This is a genomic window from Streptomyces sp. NPDC048523 (genome assembly GCF_043199815.1).
GTDB lineage: Bacteria > Actinomycetota > Actinomycetes > Streptomycetales > Streptomycetaceae > Streptomyces.
The window spans coordinates 493,407-514,263 of the sequence record NZ_JBICWQ010000002.1 but is presented as its reverse complement, the minus strand read 5'-3'; the positions used below and the strand labels follow the sequence as shown (position 1 = coordinate 514,263).

The 20,857-nt window shown below is 70.6% G+C and carries 21 protein-coding genes and 1 pseudogene; 12 read left to right on the top strand and 10 right to left on the bottom strand.

Features of this window, described 5'->3' with window-relative positions:
* Positions 1–102 precede the first annotated feature (102 nt).
* Together ACGFWE_RS11295 and ACGFWE_RS11290 are read right to left on the bottom strand one after the other, a co-directional pair.
* Positions 103–1,773, bottom strand: coding sequence for an alkaline phosphatase D family protein (locus tag ACGFWE_RS11295; RefSeq protein WP_352383363.1), 1,671 nt, complete (start codon positions 1,771–1,773; stop codon positions 103–105).
* Between the two features lie 72 nt (positions 1,774–1,845).
* A complete protein-coding gene (locus tag ACGFWE_RS11290) occupies positions 1,846–2,490 on the bottom strand; it encodes an HNH endonuclease family protein (RefSeq protein ID WP_393599474.1) in 645 nt (214 codons plus the stop codon).
* Positions 2,491–2,863: 373 nt separating this feature from the next.
* Between ACGFWE_RS11290 and ACGFWE_RS11285 the strand changes: the two genes are divergently transcribed.
* Together ACGFWE_RS11285 and ACGFWE_RS11280 are read left to right on the top strand one after the other, a co-directional pair.
* Positions 2,864–3,445, top strand: coding sequence for a TMEM165/GDT1 family protein (locus ACGFWE_RS11285; protein ID WP_352383359.1), 582 nt, complete (start codon positions 2,864–2,866; stop codon positions 3,443–3,445).
* A 215-nt stretch (positions 3,446–3,660) separates the two neighbouring features.
* Positions 3,661–4,329, top strand: coding sequence for an HAD-IA family hydrolase (locus tag ACGFWE_RS11280; RefSeq protein ID WP_352383358.1), 669 nt, complete (start codon positions 3,661–3,663; stop codon positions 4,327–4,329).
* Here ACGFWE_RS11280 and ACGFWE_RS11275 read toward each other — a convergent pair.
* Together ACGFWE_RS11275 and ACGFWE_RS11270 are read right to left on the bottom strand one after the other, a co-directional pair.
* Complete coding sequence (locus ACGFWE_RS11275) at positions 4,317–4,517, bottom strand: hypothetical protein (protein ID WP_393599472.1); 201 nt, start codon at positions 4,515–4,517, stop codon at positions 4,317–4,319. The genes ACGFWE_RS11280 and ACGFWE_RS11275 overlap by 13 nt on opposite strands.
* A 367-nt stretch (positions 4,518–4,884) precedes the next feature.
* The gene (locus tag ACGFWE_RS11270; protein ID WP_393599470.1) at positions 4,885–5,829 is read right to left on the bottom strand and encodes a peptidoglycan-binding domain-containing protein; all 945 of its coding nucleotides are present in this window, start codon (positions 5,827–5,829) and stop codon (positions 4,885–4,887) included.
* Positions 5,830–5,990: 161 nt separating this feature from the next.
* Here ACGFWE_RS11270 and ACGFWE_RS11265 point away from each other — a divergent pair, with 161 nt between their 5' ends.
* Entirely contained in the window at positions 5,991–8,024 is a 2,034-nt protein-coding gene (locus ACGFWE_RS11265; RefSeq protein WP_352383352.1) for an MDR family MFS transporter, read from the top strand.
* 122 nt (positions 8,025–8,146) lie between these two features.
* On the opposite strand, the gene ACGFWE_RS11260 is transcribed toward ACGFWE_RS11265, so the two are convergent.
* On the bottom strand, positions 8,147–8,635 hold the full coding sequence (locus tag ACGFWE_RS11260; RefSeq protein ID WP_393599468.1) for a GNAT family N-acetyltransferase: 489 nt from the start codon (positions 8,633–8,635) through the stop codon (positions 8,147–8,149).
* Between the two features lie 67 nt (positions 8,636–8,702).
* Here ACGFWE_RS11260 and ACGFWE_RS11255 point away from each other — a divergent pair, with 67 nt between their 5' ends.
* The 3 genes from ACGFWE_RS11255 to ACGFWE_RS11245 all read left to right on the top strand — a co-directional run bounded on the left by ACGFWE_RS11255 (position 8,703) and on the right by ACGFWE_RS11245 (position 10,632).
* Entirely contained in the window at positions 8,703–9,398 is a 696-nt protein-coding gene (locus tag ACGFWE_RS11255; RefSeq protein ID WP_352383348.1) for a hypothetical protein, read from the top strand.
* 107 nt (positions 9,399–9,505) lie between these two features.
* Positions 9,506–10,063, top strand: coding sequence for a hypothetical protein (locus tag ACGFWE_RS11250; protein ID WP_393599466.1), 558 nt, complete (start codon positions 9,506–9,508; stop codon positions 10,061–10,063).
* Between the two features lie 176 nt (positions 10,064–10,239).
* Positions 10,240–10,632, top strand: coding sequence for a hypothetical protein (locus ACGFWE_RS11245; RefSeq protein ID WP_352383345.1), 393 nt, complete (start codon positions 10,240–10,242; stop codon positions 10,630–10,632).
* A gap of 10 nt (positions 10,633–10,642) precedes the next feature.
* Here the strand turns inward: ACGFWE_RS11245 and ACGFWE_RS11240 are convergent, their stop codons facing one another.
* Together ACGFWE_RS11240 and proP are read right to left on the bottom strand one after the other, a co-directional pair.
* Positions 10,643–11,314, bottom strand: a complete 672-nt coding sequence (locus ACGFWE_RS11240) for an O-methyltransferase (protein WP_352383343.1) — start codon at positions 11,312–11,314, stop codon at positions 10,643–10,645.
* Positions 11,315–11,400: 86 nt separating this feature from the next.
* Positions 11,401–12,756 (bottom strand): glycine betaine/L-proline transporter ProP, encoded by a 1,356-nt coding sequence (proP, locus tag ACGFWE_RS11235; protein WP_393599463.1) that lies wholly within the window; start codon positions 12,754–12,756, stop codon positions 11,401–11,403.
* 311 nt (positions 12,757–13,067) lie between these two features.
* On the opposite strand from proP, the gene ACGFWE_RS11230 reads away from it, so the two are divergent.
* Positions 13,068–15,074 carry a bifunctional glycosyltransferase 87/phosphatase PAP2 family protein gene (locus ACGFWE_RS11230; protein ID WP_393599461.1) on the top strand — a complete coding sequence of 669 codons (2,007 nt, stop codon included), beginning with the start codon at positions 13,068–13,070 and terminating at the stop codon, positions 15,072–15,074.
* 138 nt (positions 15,075–15,212) lie between these two features.
* On the opposite strand, the gene ACGFWE_RS11225 is transcribed toward ACGFWE_RS11230, so the two are convergent.
* Positions 15,213–16,451 (bottom strand): cytochrome P450, encoded by a 1,239-nt coding sequence (locus tag ACGFWE_RS11225; protein ID WP_352383337.1) that lies wholly within the window; start codon positions 16,449–16,451, stop codon positions 15,213–15,215.
* Positions 16,452–16,716: 265 nt separating this feature from the next.
* Between ACGFWE_RS11225 and ACGFWE_RS11220 the strand changes: the two genes are divergently transcribed.
* Complete coding sequence (locus ACGFWE_RS11220) at positions 16,717–17,886, top strand: steroid 3-ketoacyl-CoA thiolase (protein WP_393599458.1); 1,170 nt, start codon at positions 16,717–16,719, stop codon at positions 17,884–17,886.
* On the opposite strand, the gene ACGFWE_RS11215 is transcribed toward ACGFWE_RS11220, so the two are convergent.
* Together ACGFWE_RS11215 and ACGFWE_RS11210 are read right to left on the bottom strand one after the other, a co-directional pair.
* Entirely contained in the window at positions 17,870–18,052 is a 183-nt protein-coding gene (locus ACGFWE_RS11215; protein WP_393599456.1) for a DUF397 domain-containing protein, read from the bottom strand. The genes ACGFWE_RS11220 and ACGFWE_RS11215 overlap by 17 nt on opposite strands.
* Positions 18,033–18,857, bottom strand: a complete 825-nt coding sequence (locus ACGFWE_RS11210; protein WP_393600192.1) for a helix-turn-helix domain-containing protein — start codon at positions 18,855–18,857, stop codon at positions 18,033–18,035. Before ACGFWE_RS11210 ends, ACGFWE_RS11215 begins: the two co-directional genes overlap by 20 nt.
* Before the next feature lie 95 nt (positions 18,858–18,952).
* On the opposite strand from ACGFWE_RS11210, the gene ACGFWE_RS11205 reads away from it, so the two are divergent.
* The 4 genes and pseudogenes from ACGFWE_RS11205 (at position 18,953) to ACGFWE_RS11190 (ending at position 20,800) form a co-directional block, all read left to right on the top strand.
* Entirely contained in the window at positions 18,953–19,345 is a 393-nt protein-coding gene (locus ACGFWE_RS11205; RefSeq protein WP_352383329.1) for an ATP-binding protein, read from the top strand.
* Between the two features lie 7 nt (positions 19,346–19,352).
* Positions 19,353–19,769, top strand: a pseudogene (locus ACGFWE_RS11200) (DUF6461 domain-containing protein); the annotation flags it as partial.
* Between the two features lie 115 nt (positions 19,770–19,884).
* Entirely contained in the window at positions 19,885–20,340 is a 456-nt protein-coding gene (locus ACGFWE_RS11195; protein WP_393600218.1) for a hypothetical protein, read from the top strand.
* A gap of 1 nt (position 20,341) precedes the next feature.
* The gene (locus ACGFWE_RS11190; RefSeq protein ID WP_352383328.1) at positions 20,342–20,800 is read left to right on the top strand and encodes a pyridoxamine 5'-phosphate oxidase family protein; all 459 of its coding nucleotides are present in this window, start codon (positions 20,342–20,344) and stop codon (positions 20,798–20,800) included.
* Positions 20,801–20,857: the final 57 nt, after the last annotated feature.

The following is a 20,857-nucleotide window of genomic DNA, read 5'->3' as shown; positions in this document are numbered from 1 at the left end:
CCGTTTCACTCCGACCTGCACGTGGAGCGGCTTGCGGGTCACCGAATCGGCGTCCGAAAGTGTGTCCGAATCCACACCTGGCGCCGTTCTGTAGGGGCCCGGCTAGCGGGTGAGCCGGGACGCCTCGCGGCCGCTCCGACCGGTGAGTTCGGACTCCGAGAGCGTCACCAGCCGCGCCTGTCCCTCGCCCGACTCCCGCGCATGGTCCAGCCGCAGCCGCGCCGAACGGCCCTTCAGCGTCAGCGTCATGAGCTGGTTGCCGAACCAGGGGCCGCCCGTGTGCCGCCACGAGACCGGCGGTCGGGCACAGCCTCCGTGCCGGGCGAGCCCCCGACCGAGTGTCCGTGCCACCGCGCTCCAGCCGAAGCGGAAGCCGAACCGCATGTAACTGGGCACGGAGTTGTGGACGGGGGAACACGTGAGCTGGAGAACGCGGGCGTCCGGTCCGCCGGAGTGCCACTTGGGCTCGGCCACGTACGCGTGGTGCACGTCCCCCGACAGCACCAGCACCGTCGCCGGCGCCTCGGGACCGGACCCCACCTCGGCGATCAGATCCGCCAGCGCCGCGAAGGACTCCGGGAACGCCGCCCAGTGCTCCAGGTCCGCCTTGCGCCGCAGACCCTCCCCGAACCGGGCCCAGCGCGCCCCGCGGTCCCCCCGGCACAGCGCGGCGTCCCACGCCTCGGCGTCGTGCACCAGATGCGGCAGCAGCCAGGGCAGCGAGGTGCCGATCAGGAGGTGGTCGTAGGAGGCCCGCTCCTCCAGCGCCTGTCCGCGCAGCCATTCGGCCTCGCCGGGGTCCAGCATCGACCGGTTCTGCTCGTCGAGGACGCGGGCCGCGCGGGAGTCCACCATGAGCAGCCGCACCCGGCCGAAGTCGCGCCGGTAACTCCAGCGCACGGAGGCCGCGTCGGCCTCGGCCCGGCAGGCGAAGTCGCGCAGCTCGTCGGTGCCGTCGGGTGATCGGCGTACGGCGGCGTAGAGCGGGTCGGCGGCCAGCTCGGCCGGGGCGAGATTGCCCAGGTGCTGGTAGACCCAGTACGACATCAGCCCGCTCAGCAGCCGTTCCCGCCACCACGGGAGGGCGCGCATGTCCTCGACCCAGGCGGCGGAGGTGTTCCAGTCGTCGATGACGTCGTGGTCGTCGAAGATCATGCAGCTGGGCACGGTGGACAGCAGCCAGCGCACCTCGGGATCGAGCCAGGACTCGTAGTAGAGGTGGGTGTACTCCTCGTAGTCCGCCACCTGGCTGCCCGGCGGCTCGCTCAGATCGCGGCGCGCGGCGAGCCAGCTCTGCGTGGCCCGGGAGGTCTCGTCGGCGTAGACCTGGTCGCCCAGCAGGACGAGGACGTCCGGCCGTTCGCCCTCCGGCTCGGAGGCGATACGGGACGCGAGCGTGTCCAGGGCGTCGGGGCCCACCGGGTCCTTCTCGCCCTTCGGGGGCGCGGCCCAGCGGCAGGAGCCGAAGGCGACGCGGACGGGCACCTCCTCGGTGGGCGTGTGGATCACGGAGGGCGGGAAGGGCGAGTCGGGCAGCGGCCACACGCGTGTGCCGTCCAGGAACACCTCGTACGACCGCTCGGTGCCGGGGGCGAGGCCGTCGACCGGGACCAGGGCGTAGTGGTGGCCCTCGATCTGGAAGGTGGGGGCCTCACCCCCGGTGCCGTCCGAGCAGCGCACCTCCGTGGTGCACGGACGGCTCGTCTCGACCCATACGGTCGCGGACGAGCCGTCGACGTACCTGAGCAGTGGTCCGACCCGCAGATCCGTCACGTGATCCTCCTCCGTCGCCCCGTACGGTACGGAACGACCGAGGCCTGCGGGGAGATTCCGGCGCGGAATCGGTCAGCAGTCGGCGAGGTAGCTCGTGAGAGCGCTCTTCTCGGCGGAGTCGACGGAGAGGTCGTAGTAGTACTTCACCTGGACCCAGGCGCGGACGTAGGTGCAGCGGTACGAGGTGACCGACGGCATCCACTCGGCCGGGTCCTGGTCGCTCTTGGACTGGTTCACGTTGTCCGTGACGGCGATCAGCTGCGGGCGGGTGACGTCGTTGGCGAAGGCCTGGCGCTGGGCGGTGGTCCAGGCGCTCGCCCCGGAGTCCCAGGCCTCGGCGAGCGGGACCAGGTGGTCGATGTCGAGGTCGGAGGCGGCGGTCCAGGTGGCGCCGTCGTACGGGGAGTACCAGCTGCCGCTGGTGGCGGTGCAGGCGGAGTTGGTGACGACGTTCGAGCCGTCCCGCTTGAGGATGTACTCCCGGGTGTTGCAGGTGCCGCTGATGGTGATCCAGGTCGGGAACAGGTCCCGGGCGTAGCCGGTGCGGTTCTCGGTCGCCACGGTGAGCGAGGCGAGGTAGGTGCGGGCGGTGGCGGCGCTGACCGGGGTGGGGAGGGCGGCGGAGGCGGTCGGGCCGTTGAAGAGCCCGACGGAGGCTATGAGCCCGGTCAGCGCGGCGAGTATGCTCAGCCGTCGACGCGCGTAGAACTTCGGCATGCGAACTCCCTTGGGGGACGGGGGCGTTGGAGTGCGAGCGGTCGAATGCTCGCGGCTCCGTGTTGCGGGGAGATGTGCGTACGGTGAGAAGTTAGTGACGCGTACATGACACGACAAGGTGTGCGACGAAAGATGTACGGCGAAAGATGTGCGGCGAAACGATCACGTACGATGGAGGGCGTTGAAGGGGAGTAGCTCTTCGCCGGACCGTCGACATACTGCTCAGCTCGTCTGAGCCGGCGCCCGGAGGCAGGTCCTCACGGATCGGCCAGCGAGACCTTCGGCCAGTAGTGCACTGACTGTGTGCTGCCGTGCCGAGGCGTCGTTTCGCAGGAACACTCTCGGTGGGGCGGCCCCGACCGATTGAGGACCCTTGATCAGCCTGACCGTGACGGCCGTCGTCTTCGGCGTCGTCTTCCTCGCCGAACTGCCCGACAAGACCGCGCTAGCCGGTCTCGTCCTCGGCACTCGTTACCGTGCCTCCTACGTCTTCGCGGGCGTCGCCGCCGCCTTCGCACTGCATGTCGCGCTCGCCGTCGCGGCCGGCAGTGTGCTGACCCTGCTGCCGCAACAGATCGTCCAGGCGGTGACCGGCGTGCTCTTCCTCGGCGGCGCGGCCGTGCTGCTGTTCAAGAAGGACGACGGTGACGAGGAGATCCGCAAGCCGCGGGACCAGTCCTTCTGGAAGGTCGCCGGCGCCGGGTTCATGCTCATCCTGGTCGCCGAGTTCGGGGACCTGACCCAGATCATGACGGCGAACCTCGCTGCCCGCTACGACGACCCGCTCTCCGTGGGCCTCGGCGCGGTGCTCGCGCTGTGGGCGGTGGCGGGTCTCGGGATCGTCGGCGGGAAGGCCCTGATGAAGCGGGTTCCGCTGAAGCTGATCACCAAGGTCGCCGCGCTGCTGATGCTGGGGCTCGGGCTGTGGAGCCTGTGGGAGGCCGTGTCCGGATGAGCTGAACTCCGGGTGAACTGTTCCGGGCCATCTCCGGGCGATCTCCAGGCGGTTTCCGGGGGGTGGTGGCGGGAACCGGCCCCGTTTTGTACCGTAGAGAAACAAAGTGGCCTCCGCCCGTTCTCCCTGACCGGCGGGCGGGGCCGCCTTGTCCCTCCCGGGGGGCGCGGGGAAGACACCTCCGAAGCCCCACGTCCCGCGTCCTGGAGCTGCCGATGACGGCCACCGCCGCCCCCACCGTGCTCACCGCCCGCGCCCTCCTGCTCGACATGGACGGCACCCTCGTCAACTCCGATGCCGTCGTGGAACGCATCTGGCGCCGCTGGGCCGAACGTCACGGGCTGGACGGCGACGAGGTCATGAAGGTCGTCCACGGCCGCCAGGGGCACGCGTCGATGGCGGTCCTGCTGCCCGACCGGCCCGTGGAGCAGAACCTCGCGGACAACGCGCGCATGCTCGCCGAGGAGACCGCGGACATGGACGGCGTGGTGGCGATACCCGGGGCGCCGGAGTTCCTGGCCTCCCTGCGGGGGCTGCCCCACGCGCTGGTGACCTCGGCCGACGTCCCGCTGTCCACGGCCCGGATGGCGGCGGCGGGTCTTGAACTGCCCGATGTCCGAGTCACCGCCGAGTCCGTGGGCGCGAGCAAGCCCGACCCCGAGGGGTTCCTCAAGGGCGCGGCGGAGCTGGGCGTGGCACCGGCGGAGTGCGTGGTCTTCGAGGACTCGGGGGCGGGGATCGCGGCGGGTAAAGCGGCCGGGATGCGGGTCGTGGGAGTCGGTCCCCGCGCGGGCGCGCACGGGCCGGACGTCGTGGTGCGGGACCTGACACAGGTGCGGGTGGAGGCGCGGGACGACGGCACGGTGGGGATCTACGTCGGGTAGATGTCCCCGGGAGGGGCGGGGTCCGGTGCGGCTGTCGCGCGGCGGCGCAGCCAGGCGGTGGTGCAGGCGCCGAGGATGCCGCCGAGGACGGTTGCCCGCCTCGTCGGCAACGCCGCACAGGCCGGCACGGCACCGACCGCCCGCGCCGCCCTGCTCGCCGCACTCGCCGGACCGGTGCGCGTGGGCACGACCTCCATCGTCTCCGGCTCCGCCCCGTGGGCGCGACCGGCCTCCACAGGATCTGTGCCCAGGGAGCGGCCCAGGGTTCTGTCGTCCCGGAGTCCAGCCACTGCCGGGTCATCAGGCAGGCCCGCCTGTCCGGGCCGGGGCCGGGGGGCTGTTGCGTCTGCGGCTCCGCCGCGCGGGACGCGACCGCGTGGGCGTGATCAGCCGCCACCGGATCCGTGTCCGGAGAACCGCCTGGGGCTCTGTCGTCTCCGAGTGCAGGCGCAGCCGGGTCGTCAGGTGGCCCCCTGACTTACGTGCTCCGGTGCGTCTGCGGCTCCGCCGCGTGGGCGGGACCAACCGCCACCGGATCCGTGCCCGGAGAACCCCCTAGGGTTCTGTCGTCTCCGACTCGAGTCGCTGGCGGGTCGTCAGGTCGTACACCCCGTGTTCCGGCGCCTGGATCCCCCGCTGCCACTGATACGTGGCGACCGCGTCCTCGACCCCCTCGTTGTAGTGCCCGCTCGCCTTGCGCGAGTACAGGCCGACCTGGGTGAGCCGTAGTTCGAGTTCGACCACCTCGGGGCCCTCGGAGCCCCGGCGCAGGACCGGCGGGTTCGCCTCGCGTGCCGCGTCGGATCCGGCCGCCGGAGCCGTCGTGGCGGGGGCCGACGGGGTCGCCGAGGGTCCGGCCGACCGGGACGGGCTGGGGGAGGCGCTGGACCTCGACGGGGACGGGGAGGCCGACGGGCTCGCGCTCGCCGTGGCGGACGGGGACGCGGAGGACGGCCGTACCGACGTCGAAGCAGTGGAGGGGGACGCAGACGCCGCGGTCGTCGTCGCGTCCGGCACCGCCGGCCGTACGTCCCGCGGTGCCGCCTCGTCCCGCGACGGCGACTCGTACGCGAACAGCCCACTGGCGAACCCGGCCGTGGCGACCACGGCCACGACCGCCCCGGCGGCGAGCAGGGCGGTACGGCGTCGGGTGCGGCTCGGGTGTGGAGCGTGCGTGGTCGAGCGGGGTGCGGAGGAGTTCCCCTCCGCCTCGAACAGGCTCAGATCGGTGGGGCTCGGGGTGGCCGGGGGCGGTGTCAGCGCGCGCAGCGGCATCGTGGCGTCCGATGCGGGCACCCGGTGCACCGGCGCCGTCTCGTCGTCCAGTTCCACGTACGGCCGTATGCGCAGCGGATCGAAGTCCTCCGCCGCGGCCGCCTCCGCCGTACGTGCGTCCCGCAGGGCGTCCGACGCGCGCCGGGTGCACCCGCAGGACGGGGTGTTGTCGGCCCCTCTCGGTGCCCCGCACTCCGGGCACAGATGACCGTTCGACTCCGCCATGGTGTTCGTCCCTCCCCTCACAAACTCCAGAGATTATGCAGACCCCCTCCACAGCCGACTTTCGGAAGCCCCCGGAATATCGGCTTCCAACAGGACTCAACAGGCCGTAAGCGGTCACACCGACCACGATGGACAAGTAACGACAGCCTCGGGAGGTCTTCATGGCCGCGGATGCGCACGGGATGACGAAGGATGTGCGAGACGCGAGAGAAAGCCACGTGTCCGGAAACGTCCTCGTCTCGATCGGGGCCCTGCTGCTCGGCATGCTGCTCGCCGCGCTGGACCAGACGATCGTGTCCACCGCGCTGCCCACCATCGTCAGCGACCTCGGCGGCATGGAGCACCTGTCCTGGGTGGTCACCGCCTATCTGCTGGCCTCCACGGCGGCGACCCCGCTGTGGGGCAAGCTCGGTGACCAGTACGGGCGCAAGCGGCTGTTCCAGACCGCGATCGTGATCTTCCTGATCGGGTCGGCGTTGTGCGGCATGTCCCAGGACATGACCCAGCTGATCGCCTTCCGGGCTCTCCAGGGGCTGGGCGGTGGCGGGCTGATGGTGCTGTCGATGGCGATCGTCGGCGATCTCGTCCCGCCGCGCGAACGGGGACGGTACCAGGGGCTGTTCGGGGCGGTGTTCGGGGCGACGAGCGTGCTCGGCCCGCTGCTGGGCGGACTGTTCACCGAACATCTGAGCTGGCGGTGGGTCTTCTACGTCAATCTTCCGGTCGGTGTGGTCGCGCTGGCCGTGATCGCCGTGGTGCTGCGGATTCCCCGTAAGTCGACGAAGCACGTCATCGACTACCTGGGGACCTTCCTCATCGCCGCCGTCGCCACGTGTCTGGTGCTGGTGGCCTCGCTGGGCGGGAACACCTGGGGCTGGGGATCGCCCCAGATCGTCGGGCTCGCGGTGCTGGGCGTGCTGCTGGCGGTCGCGTTCGTGGGGGTCGAACGCCGGGCCGCCGAGCCCGTGCTGCCGTTGAAGCTCTTCCGGGTGCGGACCTTCACCCTGGCGGCCGTCATCAGCTTCATCGTCGGGTTCGCGATGTTCGGGGCCATGACCTATCTGCCCACCTTCCTCCAGGTGGTGCAGGGAGTCTCGCCGACCATGTCCGGTGTGCACATGCTGCCCATGGTGTTCGGGCTGCTGCTGTCCTCGACCGTCTCCGGGCAGATCGTCAGCCGTACCGGGCGGTGGAAGGTGTTCCCGGTGGCCGGCACCGCGGTCACCACGCTGGGGCTGCTGCTTCTGCACCGGCTCGACGAGAGCAGTTCCACCTGGGTGATGAGCATCTGCTTCTGCGTGTTCGGGCTGGGGCTCGGTCTGGTCATGCAGGTGCTGGTGCTGATCGTGCAGAACGCCGTCTCGTACGAGGACCTCGGCGTCGCCACGTCCGGTGCGACCTTCTTCCGGTCCATCGGGGCGTCCTTCGGGGTCGCCATCTTCGGGACGGTCTTCGCCAACCGGCTCGGCGACAAGCTGGCCGAGGCCCTGCAGGGGACGCAACTGCCGCCCGGCGTCTCGGTGTCGGGGATCGAGGCCGACTCCCGGGGGCTCGCTCAGCTGCCGGGCTCGGTGCGGCCCGAGGCGCTGCACGCGTACGCCTCGTCGATCACCGACGTCTTCCTCTACGCCGCGCCCGTCGCGTTCCTCGGGTTCGTGCTCGCGTGGTTCCTCAAGGAGGACCGGCTGCGGGGGTCGGTCACGGCGCCCGACGTCACCGAGACGCTGGCCAGCAATCCCGTGCAACGGTCGTCGCACGACGAGGTCTGCCGGGCACTGTCGCTGCTCGGGACCCGCGAGGGGCGGCGGGAGATCTACCGGGAGATCACCGCGCGGGCCGGGTACGACCTGCTGCCCGCGTCGAGCTGGCTGATCCTGCGCCTGCGGAAGTACGGGTGGGTGGAGCCGGCGCTGCTCGCCGAGCGCACGTCCGTGCCGCTGGGCGCGGTCATCGCCGCGGCGCGGCAGGTGGAGGAACGGGGGCTGGCGACACGGCAGGGTGTCGGGCTGCTGCTCACCGAGCCGGGGCGGGAGGTCGCGGTGCGGCTCGCGGCGGCGCGGGAGGAGTCGTTGGGTGAGCTGCTGGGGGACTGGTGGGGTCCCGACCGGTCCACGGATCTCGCCCAGCTGGTGAAGGAGCTGACCGACGAGCTGTGCGGATCGGATCGGGAGCAGCCGGTGCCTCCGGCGGTTTGAGGGGGGTGCCTGCGGCGGCCTGTTGCTCGTCGGTGGGGGCGCGGGTGCGTTGCGCAGTTCCCCGCGCCCCTGAGTGCCTGCGGCCGGCGTCGCAGGCGGGCGCCCCCGCCCGTCCGTCGTCGTTACAGGGACTTGCCCAGTGTGTGGTCCGCGTAGATGTCGTCGCTGTACGGGGTGATCTCCTGGTAGCCGAGCCTCGCGTAGAGGGAGAGGGCCTCGGTCAGGTCCGCGCGGGTTTCGAGGATCAGGCGGGTGGCGCCGAGGGCTCGGGCCGCGGACTCCGCCGCTTCGACGAGGAGGACCGCGCCACCCTTGCCGCGCATCTTCTCGTGCAGGTAGACCCTGGTGAGCTCGGCGCTCCCGTCGGGGCGCAGGCGTATGCCCGCCGTGCCGGCCGGCTCTCCCGCGTATCTGGCCACCAGCAACAGGCCGCTCGGAGGGGCGAGTTCGCTGCCCGTGCCCTTCGCCACCTCCCGCTCCAGCTCGGCCGGATCCGTTCTGCGGTTCTCGTGCAGGAGGTAGTAGCGGTCGCTGACCTCTGTGTAGTACGCGCGCCAGAGTGCCGCTGCTGTGGGGGAGCCGGGAGCTTCGGGAGTGACGGTCCAGGTCATGGCCCGATTGTCGCCTACACATATGCGGAGACGGTTTGAATAAAACGTTCGAGGCAACCCGACAGATATGTCAACTGGCCTGATCATCGCTCTGATCGTGATCGTGGCGGCCGTCATCATCGTGGCGGCCGTCCTGACTCTGCGTGGCCGGGGTCCGCAGCACGGCCGGGGCCTGAAGCGACGCTTCGGGCCCGAGTACGACCGTACCGTGGCCCGGCACAACGGGGACGAGAAGGCCGCCGAACGTGAACTCACCGAGCGCGTGGAGCGGCATGGATCCCTGCGCGAGCAGCCCCTCGAAGCGGCGGAGCGCCAGCGGTACGAGGACCGCTGGACGGCCGCCCAGGAACGCTTCGTCGACTCTCCTCGGGAGGCCGTCGCCGAGGCCGACCGGCTGCTCGCCGAACTCGCCGAGGCCCGGGGCTTCCCGGGCGGCGGGCAGTACGAGGAGCAGTACAACGCGCTGTCCGTGCACCACGCGCACCACGTGCACGGCTACCGGCGGGTGCACACGGTGGCGAGTGCCCATACGGACGCCCGGCAGGACGGCGACGGACGGACGGACACGGAGGACATGCGCGCCGCCATGGTGGAGGCGCGGGCCCTCTTCGAGGAGCTCGTCGGCCCGTCGCGCAGCCGCGAGGAGTCCCGGACACCCACCCATGAGTCCCACGAGCGCGCGGGCCAGGCCCGCGACGGCCGCAGCGACAGCCGCGGACACCTGCCGTGGGCATTCAACAGGCGTCACGCGAAGGGGAGTTGAGTGACATGACGGATGCCACGAGCAGGCCGGGCGCCGACGGCACCCGGGGGGAAGGAAAGACCGGCAGGGCTACGACCGGGGACCCCGCGGGGTCGCACAGTCCCCTGGTGACTCCCACCGAGAGCGAGGCGCCGGGGTTGGACCCGGTGGCCGGACGTCCGGCGGGTACGACCGGCTCCGGTGAGCAGTCCCGTGAGCAGTCCCGTGAGCAGTCCCGTGACCAAGGTGGCCTCGGTCGAGGTCGAGACTCGGCTGCCGGCCATGACAAGACCTCCGGACTCGGTCGTGGGACCGAGCTGGAGGGGGAGCGGGGCGCCGGATCCGACGCCGTCGGCGGTGTCGGTCCGGGTGTGGGCGGAGTCTCGGGTCATGAGGCCCGGCTGCTGCCGCACGACGAGAGCGACAAGCTCAGCACACGGCTCCAGCACGCCGTCGCCGGGTTCGTGGACGAACCCCGGTCCGCCGTCGAGGAGGCCGACCAGGTGCTGGAGGAGGTCGCCGCCCGCTTCGCCGATGCCGTGAAGCAGCGTCGGCGCACGCTGCGCAACTCCTGGCAGACCGGCGACGGCGGCCACGACAAGGGCGTGGGCGCCGGCGACACCGAGCAACTCCGGCTGGCGCTGCGGGACTACCGCGAGCTGACGGAGCGGCTGCTGCACAGCTGACCCGTCGTCCGTACGTACGACCGGCCTGTCGCCCGCACTCGGGTGGCAGGCCGGTCCTGGGTTACGGGCCGGTCTTGGGTTGCTTGCGCCGGACACCGCCGTGCCGGGCGAATTATCATGCGGCGGCGGCAGGTCAACGGGGTTGCCGCGCAAGGAACCTTTCAGGAGGAGCGCACGTGCTCGAACTCACCATGGCCGTCGTCACCGCGGCGGAGGAGGGTGCCACGGCCGGGATGCAGATGGCCGACGCGCCCAGTGACCCGGGCACCGTGCTGCGGGTGGGCCGGGACAAGTCCGTGTGCCGGCTCGCGACCCCCGACGACTGGCTGTTCGTCTCCCGGGTGCACCTGGAGTTCCTGTGCGGGCCCGAGGGCGTCTGGCAGGTGACCTGGCTCCAGGGCTCGCAGCCCGATCCCTCGTCCGAGGTGCAGTTGGTGGCCGGCGCCTACGCGCAGCCCCTGATCTACGGCGGCTCCGTGACGCTGCCCCGGGGCGGCAACGGCGAGATCATCATCCGCGACCGCACCGCCCCGCGCAGCGTCAACGTCGGCTTCTACCACGAGGCCTGAGCGGGACGGGCTACGGCAGGACGCGGGCCAGCGCGAAGCCGTCGTAGCCCTTGCCGCCGACCGTCTGGATCGCCGTGGCGCTCAACCTCGGGTGCCCTCCGATCAGTTCGAGCGCGGTGCGGGTGCCCTGGACATCGGGGGCCGGGTTGCCGGGGTCGGCGACCCGGCCGCCCCGTACGACGTTGTCCACCACGATCAGGCTGCCCGCGCTGGTGAGCTTGAGCGCCCACTCCACGTAGTGCGGGTTGTTGGCCTTGTCGGCGTCGATGAAGACCAGGTCGAAGGGGGGCGGGTTCTCGTCGGCCAGCCGGGGCAGCGACTCCAGGGCCGGGCCGACCCGCACCTCGGCGATCTTGTCGAGACCCGCGCGGGCGATGTTGCGGTTCGCGACCTCGGCGTTGACCGGGCTGTACTCCAGCGAGACCAGACGGCCGTCGGCGGGCAGGGCGCGGGCCAGCCAGATCGTGCTGTAGCCGCCGAGCGTCCCGATCTCCAGAATCGTACGGGCGCCCTGGATCTGAGCCAGGAGCTGCAGGAGCTTGCCCTGCGGTGCCGTCACGGCGATGGACGGCAGGCCGGCGGCCTCGCTGTCGCGCAAGGCCGCCCGGAGCACGTCGTCCTCCGGGGCAAGATGGGTGGTGAAGTAGTCGTCGACGTCGTCCCAGAGCTGCGACTCGCTCATGCACCTGTGCCTTTCGTATGGCTAGTTAGATCAGCTAACTAGTTGCGCTAACGAATATAGTCCGGCACCCGGTCCCTGTCAGCGGATTACCGCTGCGGCGGCGAGCCCGGCAGGGGCCTGCCCGCCGACTCCGTCATGAACCACACCGCCACACCGCCGATCACGGCCGCGGCCATCATGTAGTAGGCGGGCATCATCATGTTCCCGGTCGCGCCGATCAGCGCGGTCACCACCAGCGGGGTCGTGCCGCCGAAGAGGGACACCGAGATGTTGAAGCCGACCGAGAGGGAGCCGTAGCGCACCCGGGTCGGGAAGAGCGCCGGGAGGGCAGCCGGCATCGCCGCCGTGAAGCAGACCAGGAGCAGGCCCAGCGCGCCCATGCCGAGCGCGATCGCGAACAGGCTGCCCTGCCGGATCAGCAGCAGGGCCGGGACGGACAGGAGCAGGAAGCCCGCGCAGCCCGCCGCGATCACCGGGCGGCGGCCGACACGGTCGCTCAGCGCGCCCGCGAAGGGCTGGACGACCATCATCAGCGCCATCACGCCGAGGACGACCAGCAGACCGTGCGTCTCGTCGTACTTGAGTTCGCTGGTCAGATAGCTCGGCATGTACGACAGCAGCATGTAGTCGGTGACGTTGAAGACCAGGACCAGGCCCACGCACAGCAGCAGGGCCTGCCACTGGCCGGTGATCATCTCGCGCAGCGGGACCTTGCGGCGGTCTGCCTCGGCCTTCTCGGTCTCGGCCGTGAACGCCGGGGTCTCCTCCAGGCGCAGCCGCAGATAGAGGCCGATGACACCCATCGGGCCCGCGATCAGGAACGGGATCCGCCAGCCCCAGGACACCAGGTCCTCGGTGGACAGCAGGGCCGTCAGCACCGTGACCAGACCGGCGCCCGCGATGTAGCCGGCGAGCGTGCCGAACTCCAGCCAGCTGCCGAGGAAGCCGCGCTTCTTGTCGGGCGCGTACTCGGCGATGAAGGTGGAGGCGCCCGCGTACTCGCCACCGGTCGAGAAGCCCTGGACCAGTCGGGCGGCCAGGAGCAGCAGCGGGGCGCCGACGCCGATCGTGGCGTACGACGGGATCAGGCCGATGGCGAAGGTGCCGGCGGCCATCATGATCATGGTCACGGCGAGGACCTTCTGGCGGCCCACGCGGTCGCCCAGCGGGCCGAAGACCAGGCCGCCGAGCGGGCGGACCAGGAAGGCCGCGGCGAAGGCGCCGAACGTCGACAGGAGCTGGGCGGTCGGATTGCCGGAGGGGAAGAAGACCTTGCCCAGGGTGACGGCGATGTAGCTGTAGACGCCGAAGTCGAACCATTCCATCGCGTTGCCCAGCGCGGCGGCCTTCACGGCACGCTTCACGAGGGCCGGGTCGACGCCGACCGCCTCGGGATCGCGAGGGGGGTGGACGGGGTGAGCGGGGGCGGGGGCACTCGGCAAAACTTCGCTCGCCTGCCTTTCGACGGGGACCAGGGCAAAAAGCGACCATAGGCGGACTTGCCGGGCTTACGTCATGCTCAAGTCCGGTCGCGGAGCGTACATAAACGTGCCGTATGCAGGTACCCTGCGCCCGATCATGGACGCCCCTACCCCCGACGCGTGTGATCCATCTCGCGCCTGTCTGCGCGACGGCCCTCGCTGCGGACTATCGTCATTCGGACAAAAGGAGGCGGACGTCAGGTGAAGACGGGGTTGCCTGCGTCCTTCCTCCCGGACGCATGGCACGACCGGAACTGAGAGGCCGACGAGGCGTGGCGAACGCGGAGCACAGTGGGACCACCGAGGTCCAGGCGCGGCTGCTCGCGGCAAGGCTCGCCTTATGGCTGGTGGCGGCCGTCCTCGCCGCACGAGAGGTGGCCGTCGTCCTCCGCACTCCCAGAGGCGAGCGGCTGACCGACCTGGAGACCTGGGTCGGCCCGGACGGCGTCCTGCATGTGAAGGGCTCGCTGTACGACTCGACGCAGTTCACCGGTACCCCGTTCGGGGGACTCGTCCTGAAGCCGCTCACCCGCGCCGCCGAACAGGCCCTCGGCTGGGGCTGGACCTTCGGCACCCTGCTCCTGGTCGTCGCCCTCGGTCTCGTCGCCGCCCGCGCCCTGCCCCGGCCCGTCGGCCGCCGCACCGCCCTGCTCGCCGCGCCGGTCGCGATCAGCCTCCTCATGCTGTCGCTGCCCGTGCGCAACACGCTCTACCTCGGGCAGACCAGCATCATCCCGGTCCTGCTGGTCCTGGTCGCCTGCTTCGTCGTCCGGGGCGAGCGGGTCAGCGGACTGCTCATCGGACTCGCCGCCGCCCTCCAGCCCACGGTCCTGCTCTTCGCGGCCCTGCTCTGGTTCACCGGCCGCCGCCGGGGCGCCCTCACCTCGGCCACGGCCTTCGCCGCCGGCACCGCGCTCGCCTGGGCCGCGCTGCCGCACGACTCGTACACCTACTGGGTGCACCACATCGCCGGCACCGGCCTCGGGGCTCCCGCCGACGACCTCGCCAACCAGTCCCTGCACGGCCTGCTGCTGCGGCTGGGCATGGCGGGGCCGCTGGAGATCTCCCTCTTCCTGGCGCTCGGCGCGGCCGTCGCCGCGCTGGGCGTGCGCCGGGCCGTGCGCTACGCCCGCGACGGCCAGCTGCTGCTCGCCGTCGCGATCACCGGGTGCGCGGCGATCGCCGTCTCACCGACCACCTGGCAGCACCAGCTGCTGTGGGTGCTGCTCGCGGTCGTCGGACGGGTCGGCAAGCGGGCCTCCGACCGGTATGTGTGGCCGGTCGCCGTCGTCGTGGTGATGACCCTCCCGGCGACGATGATGCTGCCGCACATCTCGGCGCTGTACACCCTGCGGGACAACCTGGTGCTGCTGGCCGCGCTCGCCGCCGCCACGGTGATCCCCTTCCTGTCGCGCACCTCGCCCTACTACCAGGCGCCGATTCCCACGGAGTGCGCCGCGCCGGTACCCACGCGGTTCCGGCACGTGCCACTGCTGCCGTTCCTGCGGCGGGTGCTGACCCGGCCCAATCTCCTCCTCGAACTGCTGCTGCTCCGTGTCACCTACGCCGCCTACCAGCAGGTCAGACTCGCGGCGACCGGCGGCACCAACTCCGCGGGGCGGGCCACCGCCGAGAAGCACGGGCAGCAGATCTTCGATCTGGAGCGCCTGCTGCACATCGACATCGAGCACTGGGTCAACCACGCGGTCGTCGAGGTCGACTGGCTGCGGAACTTCTTCGACTTCTACTACGAGTCCTTGCACTTCGTGGTCCCGCTGAGCGTGCTGGCCGTCCTGTACTGGCGGCGGCCGGTGGACTACCGGTGGGCCCGGGCCTCACTCGGGTTCGCGACCCTGCTGGCCCTCGTCGGGTTCTGGCTCTATCCGCTCGCCCCGCCGCGCCTCATGCCGGCGCTCGGGATCATCGACACCGTGCACGGGGTGCAGGACTTCTCCAAGCCGGAGTACGGCACCCTGACCGCGCTGACCAACCAGTACGCGGCGATGCCCTCGCTGCACTTCGGGTGGTCGCTGTGGTGCGGGGTCGTCATCGTGATCATCGCGCCCCGGTGGTGGATGAAGGGGCTGGGCCTGCTGCATCCGTTCTTCACCGTCTCGGCGATCGTGGCCACCGGGAACCACTGGGTGCTGGACGCGGTGGGGGGTGCGGCTGTCGTCGCGGGCGGGTTCGGGCTGTCGTATCTCTTCCAGGGGCCGCGGGCCCGGATGGTGGCCGCTGCCGCGGACGTCGATGAGGAACGGGTGCCGGCGAAGGGGTGAAGGACTTCGCCCGGGGGCCCTGTACACCGCGCCACGTCGGCCACCTCGCGCACCGACCCGCCGGCCAACTCCCGCCGCTCGCACCGGGACGGGCCGGCGGCCCGGAGGGACCGTCGGCCCGAATGGCCGGGGCGGGAGTCAGCTCAGGGTGACCTGGAGCTCCTTGACGCCGTTGATCCACGCCGAGCGCAGGCGGCGGGGGTCGCCGGCCGCGCGGAGGTCGGGCATGGCGTCGGCGATGGCGTTGAAGATCAGGTCGATCTCCAGGACCGCGAGGGACTTGCCGAGGCAGTAGTGCGGGCCTCCGCCGCCGAAGCCGAGGTGGGGGTTGGGATCGCGGGTGATGTCGAAGACGTCCGGGTTCTCGAAGACCTCGGGGTCGTGGTTGGCGGCGGCGTAGAAGATGCCCACCCGGTCGCCCTTCTTGATCTGCTTGCCGCCCAGCTCCGTGTCCTGGGTGGCCGTGCGCTGGAAGGAGTTGACCGGCGTGGCCCAGCGGACGATCTCCTCCGCCGCCGTCGAGGGGCGCTCGGCCTTGTAGAGCTCCCACTGGTCGGGGTGGGTGAGGAAGGCGTGCATGCCGTGGGTGATGGCGTTGCGGGTCGTCTCGTTGCCCGCGACCGCCAGCATCAGCACGAAGAAGCCGAACTCGTCGGAGTTCAGGTTGCCTTCGTCCTCGGCGGCCACCAGCGTGGTGACGATGTCCTTGGCCGGGCACTGCTTGCGGTCGGCCGCCATGTTCATCGCGTAGGCGATGACCTCCATGGCCGACTCCTGGCCGACCTGCTCGCTGATCGCGTACTCCGGATCGTCGTACGAGATCATCTTGTTGGACCAGTCGAAGATCTTCGCCCGGTCGTCCTGCGGGATGCCGATGAGCTCGGCGATGGCCTGCAGGGGCAGCTCGCAGGCGACCTGGGTGACGAAGTCGAACGACTCGCCGGGCAGGGCGCGCGCGGTGTCGACGATCGACTGGGCGCGGTTGCGCAGACGTTCCTCCAGGGCGCGGATGGCCCGGGGGGTGAACACCCGTTGGACGATCCCGCGGACCCTGGTGTGCTCGGGCGGGTCCATGTTGAGCAGGATCAGCCGCTGCGCGTCGATCGCGTCGCGCTCGATGCGTTCGTTGAAGCGGATGATCGCCGTGTTGAGGTACGACGAGAAGATCTCCGGGTGGGTGGAGACGTACTTGACGTCCGCGTGCCGGGTGACCGCCCAGTACCCCTCGTCCTGGAAGCCGGCGACATTGGCCGGCTGGGGGATCCAGCGCACCGGTTCGGCCCGGCGCAGTTCGGCGAACTCCGGCAGCGGTACGCGACTTTGCAGCAGGTCGGGGTCGGTGAAGTCGAACCCGTCGGGGAACGCTGGACAGGTCATCGGCAACTCACTCCAGCTCTCTGGAAGCCTCCGACTGGAAGCTTTCTGACGGTCCATCAGGAACAGAGCTGCCGTGAAGGTAGTAACGGGTTCTACAAGTGGCAAGGGGCGCGGAGCCCTCAATTGCGTGCACGACCCTTGCGGTGGTGGGCGGCCCGTCCGCAGACTGCAGAGCAGCGCGAAGTAGAACACGTACTAGTTCTGCCAAGTTCTGCGTGTTCCACGGAAGTTCCATGGATCCGTTCGGAGGAGAGGACCCGCACCCATGGCCGCCGAACCCGTGATCGTCGAAGCCGTCCGTACCCCCATCGGCAGGCGCGGCGGCGCGCTCGCCAATCTGCATCCCGCCTATCTGCTGGGCGAGACCTACCGTGAGCTCCTCGGCCGCGCCGGCATCCCCGCCGACGCGGTGGAACAGATCGTCGGCGGCACGGTCACCCACGCCGGAGAACAGTCCATGAACCCCGCGCGCACGGCCTGGCTGACCGTCGGGCTGCCGTACGAGACCGCGGCGACGACGGTCGACTGCCAGTGCGGCTCCTCGCAGCAGGCCTCCCACATGGTCGCCAACATGGTCGCGGCCGGGGTCATCGACGTCGGCATCAGCTGCGGTGTCGAGGCGATGTCCCGGGTGCCGCTGGGGTCGGGCTCGAAGCACGGGCCGGGCAAACCGTTCCCGGACGAGTGGAACGTCGACCTGCCGAACCAGTTCGAGGCGGCCGAGCGGATCGCGCGGCGCCGGGGTCTGACCCGGGAGAACGTCGACTCACTCGGTCTGATCTCGCAGGAGCGGGCGGCCGTCGCCTGGTCCGAGGAGCGCTTCAAGCGGGAGACGTTCGCGGTCCAGGTGCCGACCACCGAGGACGAACAGCGGGCCGGGCAGGGCATGTGGCGGCTCGTCGACCGCGACGAGGGGCTGCGCGACACGTCCATGGAGGCACTGGCGGGCCTCAAGCCGGTCATGCCGGCGGCGATCCACACGGCGGGCAACTCCTCCCAGATCAGCGACGGCGCCGCGGCGATCATGTGGGCGTCGAAGCGGATGGCGCGGGCGCTGAAGCTGAGGCCGCGGGCTCGGATCGTGGCCCAGGCGCTGGTCGGCGCCGACCCGCACTTCCACCTCGATGGACCGATCGACGCGACCCGCGCGGTGCTCGGCAAGGCGGGCATGTCCCTGAAGGACATCGACCTCGTCGAGATCAACGAGGCCTTCGCGTCCGTGGTGCTCAGCTGGGCCCAGGTCTTCGAACAGGACCTGGAGAAGGTCAACGTCAACGGCGGCGCCATCGCGCTCGGCCACCCGGTGGGGGCGACGGGGGCACGGCTCATCACGACGGCCCTGCATGAACTGGAGCGCACGGACAAGGAGTTCGCGCTGATCACGATGTGCGCGGGGGGCGCGTTGGCCACCGGCACGATCATTCAGCGGTTGTAGACGTCCAGTTGACGAAGGTCGTGAAGGCGGCGGGGTCGACGGTGAGGATCGGTCCCGCCGGGGTCTTGGAGTCGCGGACGGATACGGTGCTGGTCGTCTCGGCGATCTCCACGCACTCGCCGCCCTGGTCGCTGCTGTAACTGGACTTACGCCAGTTGCTCTCCATAGCGGTCCTCCATCGCGCGCCGGATCAACTCCGCCGAGTCCCTGAGGGAGAGCGCGGCGGCCCGGAGATGATCGTAACGGAGTGTGCAGTCCTTGAGGGTGTCCGGGTTCGCGGTCGGATGTCCGCTGCCGTATCCCTCGGTGTAGACGATGGCCGGGTCGCTCGCGAAGCGGAAGAGGGTGAACGTGCCCGTCAGCCCCGCGTGGGCTCCTGTCGAGAACGGCAGCACCTGGATGTTGATCTGGGGATCGCTCTCGAAGGACAACAGATGGGTCAGTTGGCCACGCATCGTTTCCTTGTCGCCGATCTCCTGGTACAGCGCGGCCTCGCTGATGACCATCCAGAAGACCGGTGGCTCCTCCTTCTCGAAGATCCGCTGACGAGCCAGTCGTACGGCGGTGCGGTCGTCGAGGTCGTTCCGTCGGAGTGCGCTGAGCGTGGCGCGGGCGTAGGCGGGGGTCTGCAACAGTCCGTGGATCATGGTGGCCTGGAAGGTACAGATCTCGGTCGCCCGCGCCTCCAGCTCGGCAACCTGCTGAAACCACGCGGGTAGTTGGCTGCGCAGCACCAGACCCACCAGCCGGGTCAGCAACCCGTCCGACCCCAGCGCCGCGTCCGCCCGCTCGCTGAACTCCGGTGTCGGGACCTTCCTCGCCGTCTCGATCTGGCCGACCAGTGAGCCGGTGTAGCTGAGAATGTCACCGAGTTGACGCTGGGTCAGGTGTGCCGCCTCTCGGAGTCGGCGCAGCTCGAAACCGTAGTAGTCGCCGGGCGAGGCGCCGGGGTCAAGGGAGTGGATGCCGATCACGCGGGGTCCCCTCTCGGGCAACTGGGTCCACGGCTCTACCGGTTGTGTCCGTTCGATGGCCCAGCGTAGTCGTGCGAGGTCACGCTCGTGCCGTGAACTCATACATTCCCCAGTGGCGCCTGTCGCTCACCGCGGGCGAGCACTCCGCCCGCCACATCCGCCGGATCGTCCGCTCGCTGCTGGACGAGTGGGGGCTGTCAGCGCTGTGCGACGCCGCCGAGCTCGGCGTGACGGAGCTGGTCGCCAATGTCGTACGCCATGTCCCGGACCGTCGGTGTGTGGTGCTGGTGTTGCGGCTGGAGTCCGGTGTTCGGGTGGAGGTCGCGGACGAGGCGCCCGAACTCCCGCTCCCGGCGGCCGAGTCGACCGCGGAGGCCGAACACGGCCGCGGACTCCTGCTGCTGGACGCTGTCGTGGACAAGTGGGGCGTGGGGCCGAGATCGGGTGGCGGGAAGGTTGTCTGGTTCGAGTGCGGGCCCCGCTGACGGCGACATGGCAGAGGGCCTTCGGTGGGTGTCCGAGGCGTACTCCTTCGGTTACAGCCTCATCTTCTGCGAGGGCCTCACGCCGGAGGAGGTGCTCCGGCGCCTCGGTGCCCGGCGCAAGTCCGTCTTACCGCTGACCCGGCACCTGGAGGATCTGGACGTCGAAGCCGTGGAGGAAATCGGCTTCTTGCGGCGCTCGGTGGACGTGGTCGTGCGGGCCGGGTCGATCGAGGGTTGGGCCTTCGCCGTCCAGGCCTCCGCCTCGTACGTATCGGCGGTGAACTGCCTTCCCGCGCTCTCCTCGGGCAGCCGCGTCCTCGCCGTGAGCTGCGACGTCAACGCCACGCAGCGGGTGGAGTACGCGGTCGACGGGCAGGTCCTGTCCTCCTTCGACCCCGGGAGTCCCGCGTACGACGACGGCGCGGACCCGTCGGCCAGCCGAAGGACTCCGAGGAGCGGCGGCTTCCGGCGGCCGGCCTGTCGACCCACCGATGACTTCGGCCCGCCCGCACGGTCCTCACTGCGAGGAGGTGGTCGCGATGGGCGCGACAGCACGGCAGGAAGCTCTGGAGCGGCTCGGAGTCCTGGTCGGCGAATGGGACGTGGAGGCCAAGTTTCCCGGGCAGGCGGTTGGGGCCGGGCGGAGTGTCTTCGAGTGGGCGCTGGACGGGCAGTTCCTGGTGCAGCGGATCGAGGTCCCGGCCCCCGCGCCGGACAGTACGGCGATCGTGTCGGTCGAGCCGGAGACGGGGGCGTACACGCAGCACTACTTCGACGCGCGGGGGGTCGTACGGCTGTACGCGATGACCTTCGACGGCGAGGTGTGGCGGCTGCTGCGTGAGGAGGAGGACTTCTCCCCGCTGTCCTTCCGGCAGCGTTTCACCGGGCGGCTGAGCGCGGACGGCGACAGCATCCACGGCGTGTGGGAGCAGTCGAAGGACGGGTCGGCGCAGTGGGAGACGGACTTCGGGCTGACGTACCGGAGGAACCGCTGACATGAAGCCTACGGCGGAGAACGCGCGCGGGATCGTCGACGCGAGCCGGTACCTGGTGCTGGCTACGGCGGACGCGCAGGGGCGGCCCTGGAGTACGCCGGTCTACTTCGCGCATGTGGGGTGCCGGGAGTTCTTCTGGGTGTCCTCGCCGGACGCGGTCCACTCGCGGAACATCGCGGTGCGGCCCGAGGTCGGGATCGCGGTCTTCGACTCGTCGGTGGAGATCGGCACCGGGCAGGGGGTGTACGTGTCCGCCGTCGCCGCCGAGATCGTGGAGGGAGCGGAGGGGGTGCTGGAGGTCTTCTCCCGGCGGTCACTCGGGCACGGCGGGCGGGTCTGGACCCTCGGCGACGTGCGGGGCGACTCCGGGATGCGGCTCTACCGGGCGGTGGCCGAGGCGCACTCGATGCTGGCGAAGGACGGGCGCCCGGATCACCGGGTGGCGGTCGACCTGGGGTGAGGCAGTAACGGGACGGGGCACCTGCCCGGTCGAAGGGGTGCGTGCGGGGGGTCGATC